Here is a 16850-nt window from a genome sequence, read left to right on the forward strand (position 1 = left end):
GGGGAACGTACCCGCGGCGCGGGACCGCGCCGCCCGGACGCCGTCCAACTCCCCCCGAACGGGTGCGCCCACCCGGGCCGCGCATACTGGACGGGCAGCACCCGACGTCCGCGAAGGAATGCCCGATGACGCTCAGCCGCCGTACCTCCTGGTTCCTCACCGCCTTCGGCGTGTGGTCCCTGATCATCTGGACGACCTTCGTCAAGAACCTCTGGAAGGACTCCGGCGGACAGGCCTTCCTCGACGGCGACCACTCCCGGCCGACCGCCTTCTTCTGGGTGCACCTGGTGCTCGCCGTCACCTCGCTGCTGCTGGGCGTGCTGGTCGGCGCCGTCGGCGTCCGCGGCCTGCGGGCCCGCTCCGGTGCCGCCGGCGCCGCCTCGGAGGCCTGAGCCGCACAACGCCCGAGGGCCCGTCCGGTACCGACCGGACGGGCCCTCGGGCGTTGCTGCCGAAGCGTCAGAAGCGACGGGTGACCAGCGCGCGCTTCACCTCGGCGATGGCCTTGGTGACCTCGATGCCGCGCGGGCAGGCCTCCGAGCAGTTGAAGGTGGTGCGGCAGCGCCACACGCCCTCACGGTCGTTCAGGATCTCCAGGCGCTGCTCCGCGCCCTCGTCGCGCGAGTCGAAGATGAAGCGGTGCGCGTTGACGATCGCGGCCGGGCCGAAGTACTGGCCGTCGTTCCAGAACACCGGGCAGGACGACGTGCACGCGGCGCACAGGATGCACTTGGTGGTGTCGTCGAACCGCTCGCGGTCCTCCTGCGACTGCAGGCGCTCACGCGTCGGGTCGTTCCCGTTGGTGACCAGGAACGGCATGACGTCCTTGTACGCCTGGAAGAACGGGTCCATGTCGACGATCAGGTCCTTGAGGACCGCGAGGCCCTTGATGGCCTCGACGGTGATCGGCTTCTCGGGGTTGACGTCCTTGATCAGGGTCTTGCAGGCCAGCCGGTTGCGGCCGTTGATCCGCATCGCGTCGGAGCCGCAGATGCCGTGCGCACAGGAACGGCGGTAGGTCAGGGTGCCGTCCTGCTCCCACTTGACCTTGTTGAGGGCGTCGAGGACGCGCTCCTTCGGGTCCATCTCCAGCTGGTAGTCGACCCACACCGGGTCCGGGTGCTCCTCCGGGTTGAACCGGCGGATCCGGAGGGTGACGGTGATCAGCGCGGTGGCGCCCGCTTCTGCCGCGTCGAGAGCGGCCGAGTGCTGCTCCACGGTCGGAGTGCTCATCAGTACTTACGCTCCATCGGCTGGTAGCGGGTCTGCACGACCGGCTTGTAGTCGAGGCGGATCGAGGTGGTGCCGTCCGCGGCAACCTCCTGGTACGCCATGGTGTGCTGCATGAACTTCACGTCGTCGCGGGTCGGGAAGTCCTCGCGGTAGTGGCCGCCGCGCGACTCCTCGCGGGCGAGCGCGGAGACGACCAGCACCTCGGCCAGGTCGAGCAGGTTGCCCAGCTCGATGGCCTCCAGCAGGTCGGTGTTGAACCGCGAGCCCTTGTCCTGGATGGAGACGCTCTTGTACCGCTCGCGCAGCAGCGCGATGTCGGCGACGGCCTGCTTGAGGGTGTCACCGGTGCGGTACACGGACGCGTTGGCGTCCATGGACTCCTGCAGCTCCTTGCGGATCTGCGCGACGGACTCGGTGCCGGTCGACTCGCGGAGGCCGTCGACCATGTTCTGGACGAGCGCCTCGGCGTTCTCCGGCAGCGGCACGAAGTCGTTGTTCGCGGCGTACTCGGCGGCGGCGAGGCCCGCGCGGCGGCCGAACACGTTGATGTCCAGCAGCGAGTTGGTGCCCAGGCGGTTGGCGCCGTGCACGGAGACGCAGGCGACCTCGCCTGCGGCGTACAGGCCGGGGACGACGTCGGTGTTGTTCCTCAGCACCTCGCCCTCGACGTTGGTCGGGATGCCGCCCATGCCGTAGTGCGCGGTGGGCTGGATCGGGATCGGGTCCGTGTAGGGCTCGATGCCGAGGTAGGTGCGCGCGAACTCCGTGATGTCGGGCAGCTTGGCGTCCAGCTGCTCCGGCGGGAGGTGCGTGAGGTCCAGGTAGACGTGGTCGCCCTCCGGACCGCAGCCGCGGCCTTCGCGGATCTCGCTGTAGATGGCGCGCGAACAGACGTCGCGGGAGGCGAGGTCCTTCATGACGGGCGCGTAGCGCTCCATGAAGCGCTCGCCGTCCTTGTTGCGGAGGATGCCGCCCTCGCCGCGGGCGCCCTCGGTGAGGAGGATGCCCATGCGCCAGATGCCCGTCGGGTGGAACTGGAAGAACTCCATGTCCTCCAGCGGCAGGCCCCGGCGGTACGCCACGGCCTGGCCGTCACCGGTGAGGGTGTGGGCGTTCGAGGTGACCTTGAACATCTTGCCGGTGCCGCCGGAGGCGAACACCACGGCCTTGGCCTGGAAGATGTGGATCTCGCCGGTGGCGAGCTCGTAGGCGACGACGCCGGACGTCTTGCCCTCGTTCATCAGCAGGTCGAGGACGTAGTACTCGTTGAAGAACTCGACACCGTGCTTGACGCAGTTCTGGAACAGCGTCTGGAGGATCATGTGGCCGGTGCGGTCGGCCGCGTAGCACGAGCGGCGGACGGGCGCCTCGCCGTGGTTGCGCGAGTGGCCGCCGAAGCGGCGCTGGTCGATGCGGCCCTGGTCGGTCCGGGAGAAGGGGAGACCCATCTTCTCCAGGTCGAGGACGGCGTCGATGGCCTCCTTGCACATGATCTCGGCGGCGTCCTGGTCGACCAGGTAGTCACCGCCCTTGACCGTGTCGAAGGTGTGCCACTCCCAGTTGTCCTCCTCGACGTTGGCCAGGGCGGCGCACATGCCGCCCTGGGCCGCGCCGGTGTGGGACCGGGTGGGGTAGAGCTTGGTCAGCACCGCGGTGCGGCTGCGCTGCGTCGACTCGATCGCCGCGCGCATGCCTGCGCCACCGGCGCCGACGATGACGGTGTCGTACTGGTGAATCTGCATGGGGATGTGTCGCCTCGTCCTTGAGTTCGATACCGACTAGATGTTCGGGTCGAAGGTGAAGATCACCAGGGTGCCGAGCAGCACGGTGAACACCGTGGCGACGCCCATCAGGGTCTTCAGCCAGAGACGAGTACTGTCCTTCTCGGCGTAGTCGTTGATGACGGTTCGCATGCCGTTGGAGCCGTGGAGCATGGCCAGCCACAGCATCAGCAGGTCCCAGCCCTGCCAGAACGGCGAGGCCCAGCGGCCGGCCACGAAGGCGAAGCCGATCTTGGAGACGCCGCCGTCGAGCACCAGCATGATCAGCAGGTGGCCGAGGATCAGGACGACCAGCACCACGCCCGAGAGGCGCATGAACAGCCATGCGAGCATCTCGAAGTTGGTGCGGGTGCGGCGCGGCGACCGCTTGGTGCGGGTGCGGGCGGGCTCGACGACGAACGCGTCGGCGGGGTTGCCGGTGCCCAGGCCCTGGCCCGTGTGGGCGTGCACGGACGGGACGACCAGACGGTCGGTGGTGTCAGAAGCCATTGAGGATCACCCGAACCACGTGCGAAGAGTGTGCTGCAGGATGGGGTAGAAGGCGCCTGCCAGCAGGACGACCCAGACGCCGACGACGGACCAGAGCATCTGCTTCTGGTACTTCGCGCCCTTCGACCAGAAGTCGACGGCGACCAGCCTCAGGCCGTTCAGCGCGTGGAACAGGATGGCGGCGGTGAGGCCGTACTCCATCAGGTTCACGAGGGGCGTCTTGTACGTCTCGATGACGGTGTCGTACGCCTGCGGGGACACGCGCACGAGTGCGGTGTCGAGGACGTGGGCGAACAGGAAGAAGAAAATGAGGACGCCGGTGACTCGGTGAGCCACCCAGCTCCACATGCCTTCCCGGCCGCGGTACAGCGTTCCAGCCGGCACGGAAAACCCTCCGGAAGCGATCGGGGGCTCGGCCGGCTTCGGTGTCGGTCAGCCCGGCCGGGTACGGTCCACCGGCCGCTGGCATCCTATCGACGCCCGGTGCCCCCCGGCCTCCGGGGGGCGCAGGTGTGATCAATCAGGCACGCACGGCCTAATGCGCGAGGGAATGGCTGCGCAGCGTCATCGAATGTCACTCTCGGTCGCCGGTCGCCGGTCGCCGGTCGCCGGGAGTCGGGCGAAGGGCCCCGGCCGCGGGGGCGCGGGAAACGCCGACGCCCGCACCGGGCGGCAGGGCCGGGTGCGGGCGTCGGGGGGTGCGGGCTCGGACCTGCACGGAGACGTGCCCTAGTGGGCGGCGGCCTCCGCGGAGTGTCGGGAGACCAGGTGCGAGAGCCGGACCAGGGCGATCCGGCGGAGCTCGTCGGACGCGACGAGCCGTTCCTCGTCCCGGTCGTTGGCGAGCCGGGTGCGGATGGAGCTGAGGACGGTGTCGAGCATCTCCTCCGGCGCCACCCCCTCCAGGCAGACCACGAAGACGTGGCCGAACCTGGCCTCGTACGCGGCGTGGGCGGCCCTGAGGGCGGTGTGCGCGGCCTGGCTGCCCGGGGCGCGCATGCCGAGCAGGGGCTGCGGCATCCAGCTCTCGTCCGCCAGGGCCTCGGCGAGGTCGGCGGGGCGGAGGTCGTAGGACGCCTCGCTGGCGGCTGCCAGGAGGGACTCTATGTCGGGGTAGGGCCGGTGGGCCGTGAGGCGCAGGGCCCAGCGGTGACTTCCGCAGCAGGCGAGCAGGGCTTCTTCGGCCGCGCCGGTGTCGGCCTCGTTGAAGCGGTGCAGCCCGAGCAGGGACGGATCCGTCGCGGCGTCGCGGCGCTGCGGCGAGATGTCACTGGTCAGCGGATCCTCCTTGTGAGGGCAGGAAGGGGGGATGCTCCAGAGACGAAAGGTAGGTGCTGTGAGGTTGCGCGACGTACCGAGGGAAAGCGGGACGAGCCGGGCGTCGGACATGTCGCCCGTGCAGCGCCATCAAGGTAGTTGAGTACTCATCAGTTGGGGAGGGAGCGCGCAGAATTCACTCGAACGAGCTATCAAGTTGTGACGTTGACACTTATTCGACAGCTCCCTCCCCCTGACCGGGCAGGTCAGAGCTCCCGGTGCACCTTGTGGTTCGCGGCCTGGGCGCGCGGCCGGACGACGAGCAGGTCGATGTTGACGTGCGACGGCCGGGTGACCGCCCAGGAGACGGTGTCCGCGATGTCCTCCGAGGTCAGCGGCTCGGCGACGCCCGCGTAGACCGCCGCCGCCTTGTCCTCGTCACCGCGGAAGCGGGTCACCGCGAAGCCCTCGGACCGCACCATGCCGGGCGCGATCTCGATCACCCGGACGGGCTCCCCGCACAGCTCCAGCCGCAGCGTCGCCGCGATCGTGTGCGCGGCGTGCTTGGCGGCGACGTAGCCGCCGCCGCCCTCGTACGCGGCGAACGCCGCCGTCGAGGAGAGCACCAGCACGGTGCCGTCGCCGGTCGCGCGCAGCGCGGGCAGCAGCGCCTGCGTCACGTGCAGCACGCCGATCACGTTCACCTCGTACATCGTCCGCCAGTCGGCCGGGTCGCCGTGCTCCACGCTCTCGGCGCCGAGCGCCCCGCCGGCGTTGTTGACCAGGACGTCGACCCGGCCGACCTCGGCGGCGAAGGCGTCGACGGCGGCCCGGTCGGTGACGTCCAGGGTGTGGGCGCGGCCGCCGATCTCCTTGGCGAGCGCCTCGATCCGGTCGGTGCGGCGTGCGGTCACCACCACGTCGAATCCGTCGGCGGCGAGGCGTCGTGCCGTCGCGGCACCGATCCCGCTGCTGGCGCCGGTGACGACGGCCACCTTCTGCTCGGTCATTGCCACTCCCAGGGAGAAGTCCGGTCTGCGGCCCCGATCATCTCAACCGGTCCGGCGCGGCCCGCGGGCGCGCCCGGCGCTGCGGGCCGCGTCGGGAGGAGGCGTCGGGAGGAGGCGTCGGGAGGGGGTGCCGCTGACGGCGTGTCGGCCCCGCCCGGAGCAGGCTGCCGTGTCCGCCGGCGGCGGGACTCGTTGCACTGGGCGGGGACCACCGGGGAAGGCGGCTGAATCGGAATGTCATACCCAGTCGGACGGCCGCCATGCACCGATCGGGTCACCGATTCGTGGGAAGGCGGGCCAAATCCCCTCCACCGGCCTACTCTTGTTGAGGTGAACGATCCTCAGCCCGCCGATCGGGCCGCCACCGCCGTCCGCCCCGGCCCGGACCTCCGCGCCCGCGTACGGGCCCACGAGGCCGAGCTGATCGCCTTCCGCCGTGACCTCCACCGACACCCCGAACTGGGCCGGCAGGAGTTCCGGACGACGCGGCTGCTGGGGGAGCGGCTGACCGGGGCCGGGCTGCAGCCCCGGGTACTGCCGGGCGGCACCGGGATGACCGTCGACATCGTGCCGCCGGGCACCCCCGCGGGCACGCCGCTGCTGGCCTTCCGGGCCGACATCGACGCGCTGCCCATCGACGACGCGAAGACCGACGTGCCGTACCGCTCGACCCTGCCCGGGCGGGCGCACGCCTGCGGCCACGACGTGCACACCGCGGTCGTGCTGGGCACCGCCCTGGTGCTGGCGGAGGCCGCCCGGACGGGAGAGCTGCGGCAGCCGGTGCGGCTGATCTTCCAGCCCGCCGAGGAGGTCATGCCCGGCGGTGCGCTCGACGTGATCAAGGCGGGCGGCATGGAGGGCGTCGGCCGGATCTTCGCGGTGCACTGCGACCCCAAGGTCGAGGTCGGCCGGGTCGGGCTGAAGGTCGGCGCGATCACCTCGGCGTGCGACCGGCTGCTGCTGGCCCTGGACGGGCCCGGCGGCCACACCGCCCGTCCGCACCTGACCACCGACCTCGTCACCGCCGTCGCCCGGATGGCGGCCGACCTGCCCGCCGCGCTCGGCCGCCGGATGGATCCGCGCTGGGGCGTGAGCCTGGTCTTCGGCCGGATCGCGGCCGGCTCCGCGCCCAACGCCATCCCGCAGCACGCCGAGCTGGAGGGCACCGTGCGCTGCCTGGAGCTGGACGGCTGGCGGGAGGCGCCCGAGGTGCTGGACGAGCTCATCGCCCGGATCGCCGAGACCCACCGGGCGAAGTGGACCCTCGACTACCACCGCGGGGTGCCGCCGGTGGTCAACGAGCAGGTCTCGATCGCCCAGCTGGAGCGGGCGATGACCGCGCGCTTCGCGGACGGCGGCGGCCCGGTGGTCGAGGACACCGAGCAGAGCCTCGGCGGCGAGGACTTCTCCTGGTACCTGGAGCACGCGCCGGGCGCGCTGGCCCGGCTCGGGGTCCGCGGGCCGCACGAGAAGGGGGTCCGCGACCTCCACCAGGGCCGGTTCGACGTGGACGAGCGGGCGATCGCCGTCGGCGTGGAGCTCTTCTGCGCGCTGGCCCTGGAGCACGGCCGGGTCTGATCCGCCGCGCCGCGGTCGACAGGGCCGTGCGGGTGTCCGGCGTGCCCGAACGGACCCCGGAAGGCGCGGCTTCCGTAGCCCGGGGCCGGTCGGGCGTAGGGTGGACACCCGATACCACCCGGCCGTGACTTCGAGTTGGACGAAGGTGGCGGTCCGCTCGGCTCCGACCGGGCGGATGACCACGTTTTGGTAACAACCCGAATGCCCCCGCAGCCCGTAACACAACCGTGTTCTACGCGCGTTACGGTGGCGCTCGACCACGCCATACGGGTGTGTGAGAAGGAGATACTCCCTTGCGCCGTTCACTGAAGCTCGCCGCGGTCGTGCTCTCGGGTTCCCTGAGCATTGCCTCGCTCGCCGCTTGCGGCGCAAAGAGCACCGACAACCCCACCCCCGGCGCCTCGGGCGCCTCCGGCGCCTCCGGCGTCAAGGTCGGCATGGCCTACGACATCGGCGGCCGTGGCGACCAGTCGTTCAACGACTCCGCCGCCCGTGGCCTCGACCAGGCCAAGGACGAGCTCGGTGTCCAGGTCACCGAGGCCGAGGCCAAGACCGGTGAGGCCGAGGCCGACAAGGAGGCCCGCCTCAAGTCCCTGGTCGGCGCCGGCTTCAACCCGGTCATCGCCGTCGGCTTCGTCTACCAGGCCGCCGTCGAGAAGGTCGCCAAGGAGAACCCGAACGTCAAGTTCGCGATCATCGACTCGGCGTCCGACACCCAGCCGTCGAACGTCACCTCGCTGACCTTCTCGGAGCAGGAGGGCTCGTACCTCGCCGGCGTCGCCGCCGCCTCCAAGAGCAAGGCCAAGCACATCGGCTTCATCGGCGGCGTGCAGTCCGAGCTGATCAAGAAGTTCGAGGCCGGCTACAAGGCGGGCGCCAAGTCCGTCGACCCGAGCGTCGTCGTCGAGACCACGTACCTCACCACTCCGCCGGACTTCAGCGGCTTCAACGACCCGGGCAAGGGCAAGGAAGCCGCCCTCGGCCAGCTCGACAAGGGCGCGGACGTCATCTACAGCGCGGCCGGCTCCTCCGGCAACGGCGCCATCGAGGCCATCGCCGGCAGCAAGGGCAAGTGGGCCATCGGCGTCGACTCCGACCAGGCCAAGCAGCCCGCGCTGAAGAAGTACGAGGCGAGCATCCTCACCTCGATGGTCAAGAACGTGAACGTCGCGGTCTTCGACTACATCAAGGCGTACAAGGAAGGCAACCCGCTGACCGGCGTCAAGAACTTCGACCTCAAGTCCGAGGGTGTCTCGCTCTCGCAGACCGGCGGGTTCCTGAAGGACATCCAGCCCAAGCTGGACGCCGCCACCCAGCAGATCACCTCCGGCGCCACCAAGATCCCCACCACCCCGGAGAGCTGATCCGGAGCCCTGAGCACCGCCACTGCCCGGCGGTGACACCGGGGCCGACGAACAGCACCGGAGGGCCCGGCGGGGCGCGTGCGACGCGCCCCGCCGGGCCCCACCCGTTCCCACCCCCGATACCGGCACTCCGGCGCAACGGTGCGCACGACGACCACAGGAGCTCGCCATCACCGCTTCCGACCCCGCCCTCGACGAGGGCGGCACCCCCAGCGCGGGGACGGCGACACCGGCCGTCGAACTGCGCGGCATCACCAAGCGCTTCCCCGGCGTGGTGGCCAACCACGACATCGACATCACCGTGCGACGCGGCACCGTGCACGCCCTCATGGGTGAGAACGGCGCCGGCAAGTCCACCCTGATGAAGATCCTCTACGGCATGCAGAAGCCGGACGAGGGCACCATCGCCGTCAACGGCAAGCAGGTCCAGCTCAACACCCCCGCCGACGCCATCGCCCTCGGCATCGGCATGGTGCACCAGCACTTCATGCTCGCCGACTACCTCACCGTCTGGGAGAACATCGTTCTCGGCGGCGAGAAGCTCCACGGCATAGGAGCCAGGGCCAAGGCGAAGATCCAGGAGCTCTCCGACCAGTACGGCCTGGGCGTGCGCCCGGACGCCATGGTCGAGGACCTCGGCGTCGCCGACCGGCAGCGCGTCGAGATCCTCAAGGTCCTCTACCGCGGCGCCACCACCCTGATCCTCGACGAGCCCACCGCCGTCCTCGTGCCGCAGGAGGTGGACGCGCTCTTCGGCAACCTCCGGGAGCTGAAGGCGGAGGGCGTCACCGTCATCTTCATCTCGCACAAGCTGCACGAGGTGCTCGCGGTCGCCGACGCGATCAGCGTCATCCGCCGCGGCACCACGGTCGGCGACGCCGACCCGAAGACCGTCACCGCCCGGCAGCTCGCCGAGCTCATGGTCGGCGCCGAGCTGCCCTCCCCGGGGAGCCGCGAGTCGACCGTCACCGACACCGAGATGCTCCGCGTCGACGGCCTGCGCATCGCCAAGACCGACGCCGAGGGCATCGAGCGCGTCGTCCTCGACGACATCTCGCTGCGCATCCGCAAGGGCGAGATCCTCGGCATCGCCGGCGTCGAGGGCAACGGCCAGGCCGAGCTCGTCGAGGCCATCATGGGCATGCTGCCGCTGGACGGGGGTGCCGTCGTCCTCGACGGCGTCGACCTGACCCGGCAGCTCACCCGCGCCCGCCGCGAGGCCGGCATCGGCTACATCCCCGAGGACCGGCACCGCCACGGCCTGCTGCTGGAGGCGCCGCTCTGGGAGAACCGGGTCCTGGGCCACGTGACCGAGCCGCCCAACTCCAAGGGCGTGCTGCTCGACCCCGCGGGCGCCCGCAAGGACACCCAGCGGATCGTCGAGGAGTACGACGTCCGCACCCCCGGCATCGAGGTCACCGCGGCCTCCCTCTCCGGCGGCAACCAGCAGAAGCTGATCATCGGCCGCGAGATGAGCCACAAGCCCAAGCTCCTGGTCGCCGCCCACCCCACCCGCGGTGTGGACGTCGGCGCCCAGGCCCAGATCTGGGAGCAGATCCGCGGCGCGCAGCGCGAGGGCCTCGCGGTGCTGCTGATCTCCGCCGACCTGGACGAGCTGATCGGCCTCTCCGACACCATCCGGGTGATCTACCGCGGCCGCCTGGTCGCGGACGCCGACCCGGCCACCGTGACCGCCGAGGACCTCGGCACCGCGATGACCGGTGCCGCCCGCGGCCACATCGAGTCCGAGCCCGAGGCCGTCGCCGAGGACCGGGCGCTCGCCGCCGACGGCCGGCAGACCGGGGACGCCCCGGACGCCTCCGCCGGGAGCGCCGACGCCCAGGCCGAGACCACCGACACCGCCGACGACGACCAGGCGGGGGAGTAACCCATGACCAGTCCCACCCCCGCCAAGCGCTCGTTCACCGACCGGTTCGACGGCGAGAAGATCCTTCTCGGCCTCGCCGCCCCCGTGCTGGCCGTCCTGCTGTCCGTGGTGATCTGTTCGACCCTGCTGGCTGTCTCGGGCAAGGACCCGTTCGACGCCTGGGACGTGATGATCCGTTACGGCACCGCCTCGGACGGCCAGGTGCTGACCCTGAACCGCGCCACGGTGTACTACATCGCCGGTTGCGCGGCCGCGTTCGGCTTCCGGATGAACCTCTTCAACATCGGCGTCGAGGGGCAGTACCGCCTCGGTGTGCTCTTCGCCGCGTTCGTCGGCAGCCAGGTCGACCTCCCGGCGATCCTGCAGATCCCGCTGCTGCTGGTGACCGCCATGGTCGTCGGCGGCCTGTGGGCGAGCATCGCCGGCCTGCTGAAGGTCTACCGCGGCGTCAGCGAGGTCATCTCGACCATCATGCTGAACGCCATCGCGACGGCGGTCGTCGGCCTGCTCCTCATCCCGGGCCGGTTCGCCCCGTCGAAGAGCGCCAACGCGAACTCGATCCAGACCGACCCGGTCTCGCAGTCCAGCCACTTCTTCTCGATCGAGACGGCCGGCGGCACGCTCTGGGGCTTCATCTTCGTCGCGGTGCTGATCGGCGTGGTGTTCCAGTTCACCCTGACCCGCACCCGCTTCGGCTTCGACCTGCGGGCCACCGGCCGCTCCGAGAGCGCGGCCAAGGCCTCCGGCGTCAACGTCCGGCGCATGGTGATCACCAGCATGGCGGTCTCCGGTGCGCTGGCCGGCCTGATCGGCATCCCGGAGCTGCTGCAGAGCTCCTTCTACTTCGGTCAGAGCATCCAGCTCAACCTCGGCTTCATCGGCATCTCGGTCGCCCTGCTCGGCCGCAACAGCCCGATCGGCATCGCCTTCTCGGCGCTGCTCTTCGCCTTCCTGGACGTCTCCGGCACGCAGCTCCCGCTGCAGGGCGACTACCCCCAGGAGATCGTCCAGGTCATGCAGGGCACCATCGTCATCTGCGTCGTCGTCGCCTACGAGCTGGTGCGCCGCTACGGCCTGAAGCGCCAGCAGCAGAAGGTCGGCGCCGAGCTTGCCGCGCAGGCCGCGGCCGCCGCCAACAAGGAGGTTGCCGCGTGAGCACCGCCACCGCCGCCCGGCCGAAGACGCCGGGCGCCCCCGCGAAGAAGTCCCGTATCACCTGGCCGGTCGTGCTGCTGCTGATCGCCGGGGCCCTCGTGCTGGTCTCCGCCGTCGGCGCGGCGACCGGCAACCACGGCCTGACCGCGTCGGGCCAGATCAGCGCCGCGCTCGGCTCCGCCGTGCCGATCGCGATGGCCGGTCTCGGCGGTCTGTGGTCGGAGCGGGCCGGCGTGGTCAACATCGGCCTCGAAGGCATGATGGTCGCCGGCACCTTCTGCGGTGCCTGGGTGGGCTTCCTGGTCAACCCGTGGGCCGGCCTGCTGGCCGGCATGGCGGGCGGCGCGCTGGGCGGTCTGCTGCACGCCCTGGTGACCGTGACCTTCGGCGTCGACCACATCGTCTCCGGTGTCGGCATCAACCTGCTGATCCCCGGCATCTGCGCCTACGTCAACCGGATCTACTACAAGGACTACGTCGCCGACGGCGCCGGGGCCAACCAGTCGCCCCCGGCCGACTCGCTGCCGAGCATCACGATCCCCGGGCTGTCGACCTTCCTCAAGGACGTCGAGACCCACCACTGGTTCCTGGTGTCCGACGTGGCCGGCATCCTCGGCGGCCTGGTCACCAACCTGTCCGTGGTCATCGTGATCGCCGCCGTGCTGATCGTCGCCAGCTACTTCCTGCTCTGGCGCACGGTCTTCGGCCTGCGGCTGCGGTCGTGCGGCGAGAACCCGACGGCCGCCGAGTCGCTGGGCGTCAACGTCTACAAGTACAAGTACTACGCGGTCGTCAGCTCGGGCGCGTTCGCCGGCCTCGCCGGCGCGTACCTGTCGCTGGTCGCGGCGCACTTCTACAAGGACGGTCAGACGCAGGGCCGGGGCTTCATCGGCCTCGCGGCGATGATCTTCGGCAACTGGATGCCGGGCGGCCTCGCCGTCGGCGCCGGCCTGTTCGGCTTCACCGACAGCCTCCAGCTGCGCGACGCCGACAACGTGCACGTGCTGCTGCTCGTCATCGCCATCGCCATGGGCCTGCTGGCCATGTGGCACGGCTACCGCCGGAAGTACACCACCGCGGTCATCAGCCTGGTGGTCGGCGGCGGCCTCGGACTCTGGTACGCCACCACCGACTCGGTGGAGCGCCCGCTCATCGTCGCGACGCCGTACGTCATCACGCTCGTCGTGCTGTCACTCGCCGCGCAACGACTGCGCATGCCCAAGGCGGACGGCCAGATCTACCGCAAGGGCGAAGGCAAGTGACCACCGCGCCCGCACCCGACTGGGAGACGCTCCGGGCCGCCGCCCGGACGGCCATGGCCCAGGCCTACGCGCCGTACAGCAAGTTCCCCGTGGGGGCGGCGGCCCTGGTCGACGACGGCCGGATCGTCACCGGCTGCAACGTGGAGAACGCCTCGTACGGACTCGGCCTGTGCGCCGAGTGCGGCCTGGTCTCCGCGCTGCACGCGGGCGGCGGGGGCCGGCTGACGGCCTTCACCTGCTGCGACGGCGCGGGCGAGCTGCTGATGCCGTGCGGCCGCTGCCGGCAGCTGCTCTACGAGCACGGCGGGCCCGGACTGCTGGTGGACCTGCCGTCCGGGGTGAAGACCATGGACGAGGTCCTGCCGGACGCCTTCGGGCCGGAGCGGCTCTAGCAGCTCCGCTTGTTACGCGCGTAGAGTGTCGCGGAGGGCCCCTGACCAGGGCCCGCCGCGGCACTCTTCGCTTCTCTCCCGCACCTGCCACACCCTCTTGGAGATCCCATGGACGCCCCCTCCGTCATCCGGACAAAGCGCGACCGCGGTGAACTGACCGACTCCCAGATCGACTGGGTGATCGACGCCTACACCCGCGGCGAGGTCGCCGACGAGCAGATGTCGGCGCTGGCCATGGCGATCCTGCTGAACGGCATGAACCTCCGCGAGATCAGCCGCTGGACGGACGCGATGATCCGCTCGGGCGTCCGCATGGACTTCTCCGCCCTGGGCGTGCCCACCTCCGACAAGCACTCCACCGGCGGTGTCGGCGACAAGATCACCCTGCCGCTCGCCCCGCTGGTCGCCGCCTGCGGCGCCGCCGTCCCGCAGCTCTCCGGCCGCGGCCTCGGCCACACCGGCGGCACCCTCGACAAGCTGGAGTCGATCCCCGGCTGGCGCGCCCTGCTCTCCAACGACGAGATGATGCAGACCCTGCGCGACGCCGGAGCCGTCATCTGCGCGGCGGGCGACGGCCTCGCCCCCGCCGACAAGAAGCTGTACGCCCTGCGCGACGTCACCGGCACCGTCGAGGCGATCCCGCTGATCGCCTCGTCGATCATGTCCAAGAAGATCGCCGAGGGTACCGGCGCGCTCGTCCTGGACGTGAAGGTCGGCTCCGGCGCGTTCATGAAGAACCTCGCCGACGCCCGGGAGCTCGCCCGCACGATGGTCGGCCTCGGCAAGGCCGCGGGCGTCAACACCGTCGCCCTGCTCACCGACATGTCGACCCCGCTCGGCCTCACCGCGGGCAACGCCCTGGAGGTCCGCGAGTCGGTCGAGGTGCTCGCCGGCGGCGGCCCGGCGGACGTCGTCGAGCTCACCCTGGCGCTCGCCCGCGAGATGCTCGACGCGGCCGGCGTGCGCGGCAAGGACCCGGCCGACGCCCTGCGCGACGGATCCGCGATGGACCACTGGCGCCGCATGATCAGCGCCCAGGGCGGCGACGTGGACGCCCCGCTGCCGGTCGCCCGCGAGCGGCACGTGGTCACCGCGCCCGCCTCCGGCGTGCTCACCGAGCTCGACGCGTACGCCGTCGGCGTCTGCGCCTGGCGCCTCGGCGCGGGCCGCGCCCGCAAGGAGGACCCGGTGCAGGCGGGCGCGGGCGTCGAGATGCACGCCAAGCCGGGCGACACCGTGACCGCCGGGCAGCCGCTGCTCACCCTGCACACCGACACCCCCGAGCGCTTCGACTACGCGATCGAGGCGCTGAAGGACGGCATCGGCGTGGCACCGGCCGGCACGGCGTTCACGCCGGCCCCGATCGTGCTCGACCGCATCGCCTGACCCCGCGCCCGCGCCCCCGTGCACCCGGCAGGTGTACGGGGGCGCGGCCGTGACCGGCCGCGGTCGTGCACATGTCTTGACGGTTCGCGGACGGGGGTGGGTTCATAGGCGTGCGCGCCGCCGTGAAGCCGTGAGTGGGAGCGCTCCCACGGATTCGCGGCGGCGCGCACCCCTTCCCACCGGCCCACCTGCTGGAGGTCATCGATGAAGAAGAACGTGTTCGGCGCCGTCCTCGTCTTATGGTCCCTGCTCCTCGCCCTCGCCGTCGTCCATCCCGCGGACACCGCCTCGGCCGCCGTCGCCGCGACCCCCGTCCGGATCATGCCGCTCGGCGACTCCATCACCGGCTCGCCCGGCTGCTGGCGCGCCCTGCTCTGGAACAAGCTCCAGACCGCCGGCTACACGAACACCGACTTCGTCGGCACCCTCGGACCGCAGGGCTGCTCCGTGTCGTACGACGGCGACAACGAGGGGCACGGCGGCCTCCTGGTCACCAACGTCGCCTCGCAGAACCAGCTGCCGGCCTGGCTCGCCGCCACCCGGCCCGACATCGTCCTCATGCACTTCGGCACGAACGACGTCTGGAGCAACATCGCCCCGGCGACCATCCTCGCCGCCTACAGCACGCTGCTCGACCAGATGCGGGCCGCCAACCCGGACACGAAGCTGCTGGTCGCCAAGATCATCCCGATGAACCCCAGCACCTGCGCCGAGTGCGCCCAGCGCGCCGAGGCGCTCAACGCGGTCATCCCCGGCTGGGCGGCCGAACACGGCACCACGCGGTCGCCCGTCGTCGTCGTCGACCAGTGGACGGGCTTCAGCACCGCCACCGACACCTACGACGGCGTGCACCCCAACGCCTCCGGCGACGTGAAGATGGCCGACCGCTGGTACCCGGCGCTCGCCGGGCTGCTCACCGGCGGCACGTCCTCACCCTCGCCCTCGCCGTCCCCGTCGTCGTCCACCTCCCCGTCGCCGTCCCCCTCGCCTTCGTCCTCGCCCACGCCGAGCCCGAGCCCGACCGTGCCGGTGGGCGGCTGCACCGCCACCTTCAAGCCCGTCGGCAGCTGGCAGGGCGGCGGCCAGGGCGAGGTGACGGTCCGCAACAACGGTTCGGCGCCGATCGCCGGGTGGACGGTCGGCGTCGCCTACGGCGGCGGCGAGAAGATCACCCAGCTGTGGAGCGGCACCCTCGCCGCCGACGGGACGACCGTCCGCAACGCCGCGTGGAACGGCACGCTCGCCGCCGGCGCCACCACCGCCTTCGGCTACCTCGTCTCCGCCGCGTCCACCCCGGGCACCCCCGCCCTCACCTGCACCCCGGCCTGACGGCGCGGCCCCTGCGGCGCGCCCGTCGTGCCGCAGGGGCTCAGGCGTACGTCAGCAGAACGGAGGTGTCGATCCGCCAGGGACCGACGGTCACGGTGTCGCCGAAGGCGAACGGTGTCCGCGAGGTGTAGCCGGGCAGGTCGTGGACGAGGCCGGTGCCCTTGCGCGGGTCGACGAGCAGGTAGAGCGGGATGCCCATCGCGGCGTAGTCGCGGACCTTGCCCTCGTAGTCGTTCTCGGGGTTGGACTTCGAGACGATCTCGACGACGAGGAGCACTTCGTGAGGGAGCACCGCGGGCTGCTCGCCCTCCAGCGTCGCCTCCGGGAAGACCATGAGGTCCGGGCAGCGAAGGCGGCCCAGCCCGGCGTCCTCCAGATCGGCGCCGGGGTGCGCCAGGTAGCCCGGATGCGTTGTCGGTAGTTGCCCGTTGAGCTGGCCGGCGATCCTGTGAACGGCCAGTTCGTGTCGCTTCACCGGCGACATCATCATGACGATCTCGCCGTTCGCGATCTCTATCTTGCCGATGCCCGGCACCTGCGGAAGGTGGTCGGCGATCTCCCTGAGCCGGGCGTACACGGCCGGATCGATGCTCATGGCCGGAGTGTATCCGTCGTCGTGGTCGGCGGGGCCGCCCGTGCACCGGGGCGGCCCCGCCTGCCGCGGCCGGCCGACGTCCTCCGTCGGCCGGCCGCGGCACGGGTCCGCGGCACGGGTCCGCGGGGCGT

The 16850-nt window shown here is 71.1% G+C and carries 16 protein-coding genes; 9 read left to right on the plus strand and 7 right to left on the minus strand.

What is annotated here, in order from left to right; genetic code table 11:
* The first annotated feature begins 125 nt into the window (after positions 1-125).
* Positions 126-392 (plus strand): SCO4848 family membrane protein, encoded by a 267-nt coding sequence (locus OG335_RS22845; protein ID WP_405012982.1) that lies wholly within the window; start codon positions 126-128, stop codon positions 390-392.
* A 67-nt stretch (positions 393-459) separates the two neighbouring features.
* Here OG335_RS22845 and OG335_RS22850 read toward each other — a convergent pair whose 3' ends face one another.
* The 6 genes from OG335_RS22850 to OG335_RS22875 all read right to left on the minus strand — a co-directional run bounded on the left by OG335_RS22850 (position 460) and on the right by OG335_RS22875 (position 5770).
* Positions 460-1233, minus strand: coding sequence for a succinate dehydrogenase iron-sulfur subunit (locus tag OG335_RS22850; protein WP_405012983.1), 774 nt, complete (start codon positions 1231-1233; stop codon positions 460-462).
* A complete protein-coding gene (gene sdhA, locus OG335_RS22855) occupies positions 1233-2975 on the minus strand; it encodes a succinate dehydrogenase flavoprotein subunit (RefSeq protein ID WP_405012984.1) in 1743 nt (580 codons plus the stop codon). The genes OG335_RS22850 and sdhA overlap by 1 nt, the downstream gene beginning before the upstream one ends.
* A 36-nt stretch (positions 2976-3011) precedes the next feature.
* Positions 3012-3503, minus strand: a complete 492-nt coding sequence (gene sdhD / locus OG335_RS22860) for a succinate dehydrogenase, hydrophobic membrane anchor protein (RefSeq protein WP_405012985.1) — start codon at positions 3501-3503, stop codon at positions 3012-3014.
* Positions 3504-3509: 6 nt separating this feature from the next.
* Positions 3510-3887: a succinate dehydrogenase, cytochrome b556 subunit gene (gene sdhC / locus OG335_RS22865; RefSeq protein WP_405012986.1), complete on the minus strand. Its 378-nt coding sequence runs from the start codon at positions 3885-3887 to the stop codon at positions 3510-3512.
* 345 nt (positions 3888-4232) lie between these two features.
* A complete protein-coding gene (locus tag OG335_RS22870) occupies positions 4233-4769 on the minus strand; it encodes a 2-oxo-4-hydroxy-4-carboxy-5-ureidoimidazoline decarboxylase (RefSeq protein WP_405015488.1) in 537 nt (178 codons plus the stop codon).
* A 257-nt stretch (positions 4770-5026) separates the two neighbouring features.
* Positions 5027-5770 carry an SDR family oxidoreductase gene (locus OG335_RS22875; RefSeq protein WP_405012987.1) on the minus strand — a complete coding sequence of 248 codons (744 nt, stop codon included), beginning with the start codon at positions 5768-5770 and terminating at the stop codon, positions 5027-5029.
* Between the two features lie 330 nt (positions 5771-6100).
* Here OG335_RS22875 and OG335_RS22880 point away from each other — a divergent pair, with 330 nt between their 5' ends.
* The 8 genes from OG335_RS22880 to OG335_RS22915 all read left to right on the plus strand — a co-directional run bounded on the left by OG335_RS22880 (position 6101) and on the right by OG335_RS22915 (position 16124).
* Positions 6101-7348 carry an amidohydrolase gene (locus tag OG335_RS22880; RefSeq protein WP_405012988.1) on the plus strand — a complete coding sequence of 416 codons (1248 nt, stop codon included), beginning with the start codon at positions 6101-6103 and terminating at the stop codon, positions 7346-7348.
* 293 nt (positions 7349-7641) lie between these two features.
* A complete protein-coding gene (locus tag OG335_RS22885; protein WP_405012989.1) occupies positions 7642-8712 on the plus strand; it encodes a BMP family protein in 1071 nt (356 codons plus the stop codon).
* 271 nt (positions 8713-8983) lie between these two features.
* Positions 8984-10600, plus strand: coding sequence for an ABC transporter ATP-binding protein (locus tag OG335_RS22890; RefSeq protein WP_405012990.1), 1617 nt, complete (start codon positions 8984-8986; stop codon positions 10598-10600).
* Positions 10601-10603: 3 nt separating this feature from the next.
* On the plus strand, positions 10604-11755 hold the full coding sequence (locus OG335_RS22895; RefSeq protein WP_405012991.1) for an ABC transporter permease: 1152 nt from the start codon (positions 10604-10606) through the stop codon (positions 11753-11755).
* Positions 11752-13017 carry an ABC transporter permease gene (locus OG335_RS22900; protein ID WP_405012992.1) on the plus strand — a complete coding sequence of 422 codons (1266 nt, stop codon included), beginning with the start codon at positions 11752-11754 and terminating at the stop codon, positions 13015-13017. The genes OG335_RS22895 and OG335_RS22900 overlap by 4 nt, the downstream gene beginning before the upstream one ends.
* Entirely contained in the window at positions 13014-13409 is a 396-nt protein-coding gene (locus OG335_RS22905; protein ID WP_405012993.1) for a cytidine deaminase, read from the plus strand. The genes OG335_RS22900 and OG335_RS22905 overlap by 4 nt, the downstream gene beginning before the upstream one ends.
* 108 nt (positions 13410-13517) lie before the next feature.
* Positions 13518-14795 (plus strand): thymidine phosphorylase, encoded by a 1278-nt coding sequence (locus OG335_RS22910; protein WP_405012994.1) that lies wholly within the window; start codon positions 13518-13520, stop codon positions 14793-14795.
* Positions 14796-14999: 204 nt separating this feature from the next.
* Complete coding sequence (locus OG335_RS22915) at positions 15000-16124, plus strand: GDSL-type esterase/lipase family protein (protein WP_405012995.1); 1125 nt, start codon at positions 15000-15002, stop codon at positions 16122-16124.
* Positions 16125-16164: 40 nt separating this feature from the next.
* On the opposite strand, the gene OG335_RS22920 is transcribed toward OG335_RS22915, so the two are convergent.
* Positions 16165-16719 carry a Uma2 family endonuclease gene (locus OG335_RS22920; protein ID WP_405012996.1) on the minus strand — a complete coding sequence of 185 codons (555 nt, stop codon included), beginning with the start codon at positions 16717-16719 and terminating at the stop codon, positions 16165-16167.
* Between the last annotated feature and the right edge of the window lie 131 nt (positions 16720-16850).

The sequence above is a fragment of the Kitasatospora sp. NBC_01539 genome (assembly GCF_045040525.1).
In the GTDB taxonomy this organism is placed as follows: Bacteria; Actinomycetota; Actinomycetes; order Streptomycetales; family Streptomycetaceae; genus Kitasatospora.

What these genes read in the sequence shown, in the direction of transcription:
- OG335_RS22915 (WP_405012995.1), top strand. Translation starts at nt 15,000, where the DNA reads ATGAAGAAGAACGTGTTCGGCGCCGTCCTCGTCTTATGGTCCCTGCTC.
- OG335_RS22845 (WP_405012982.1), top strand. Translation starts at nt 126, where the DNA reads ATGACGCTCAGCCGCCGTACCTCCTGGTTCCTCACCGCCTTCGGCGTG.
- OG335_RS22850 (WP_405012983.1), bottom strand. Translation starts at nt 1,233, where the DNA reads ATGAGCACTCCGACCGTGGAGCAGCACTCGGCCGCTCTCGACGCGGCA.
- sdhD (WP_405012985.1), bottom strand. Translation starts at nt 3,503, where the DNA reads ATGGCTTCTGACACCACCGACCGTCTGGTCGTCCCGTCCGTGCACGCC.
- OG335_RS22910 (WP_405012994.1), top strand. Translation starts at nt 13,518, where the DNA reads ATGGACGCCCCCTCCGTCATCCGGACAAAGCGCGACCGCGGTGAACTG.
- OG335_RS22875 (WP_405012987.1), bottom strand. Translation starts at nt 5,770, where the DNA reads ATGACCGAGCAGAAGGTGGCCGTCGTCACCGGCGCCAGCAGCGGGATC.
- OG335_RS22920 (WP_405012996.1), bottom strand. Translation starts at nt 16,719, where the DNA reads ATGAGCATCGATCCGGCCGTGTACGCCCGGCTCAGGGAGATCGCCGAC.
- OG335_RS22895 (WP_405012991.1), top strand. Translation starts at nt 10,604, where the DNA reads ATGACCAGTCCCACCCCCGCCAAGCGCTCGTTCACCGACCGGTTCGAC.
- sdhA (WP_405012984.1), bottom strand. Translation starts at nt 2,975, where the DNA reads ATGCAGATTCACCAGTACGACACCGTCATCGTCGGCGCCGGTGGCGCA.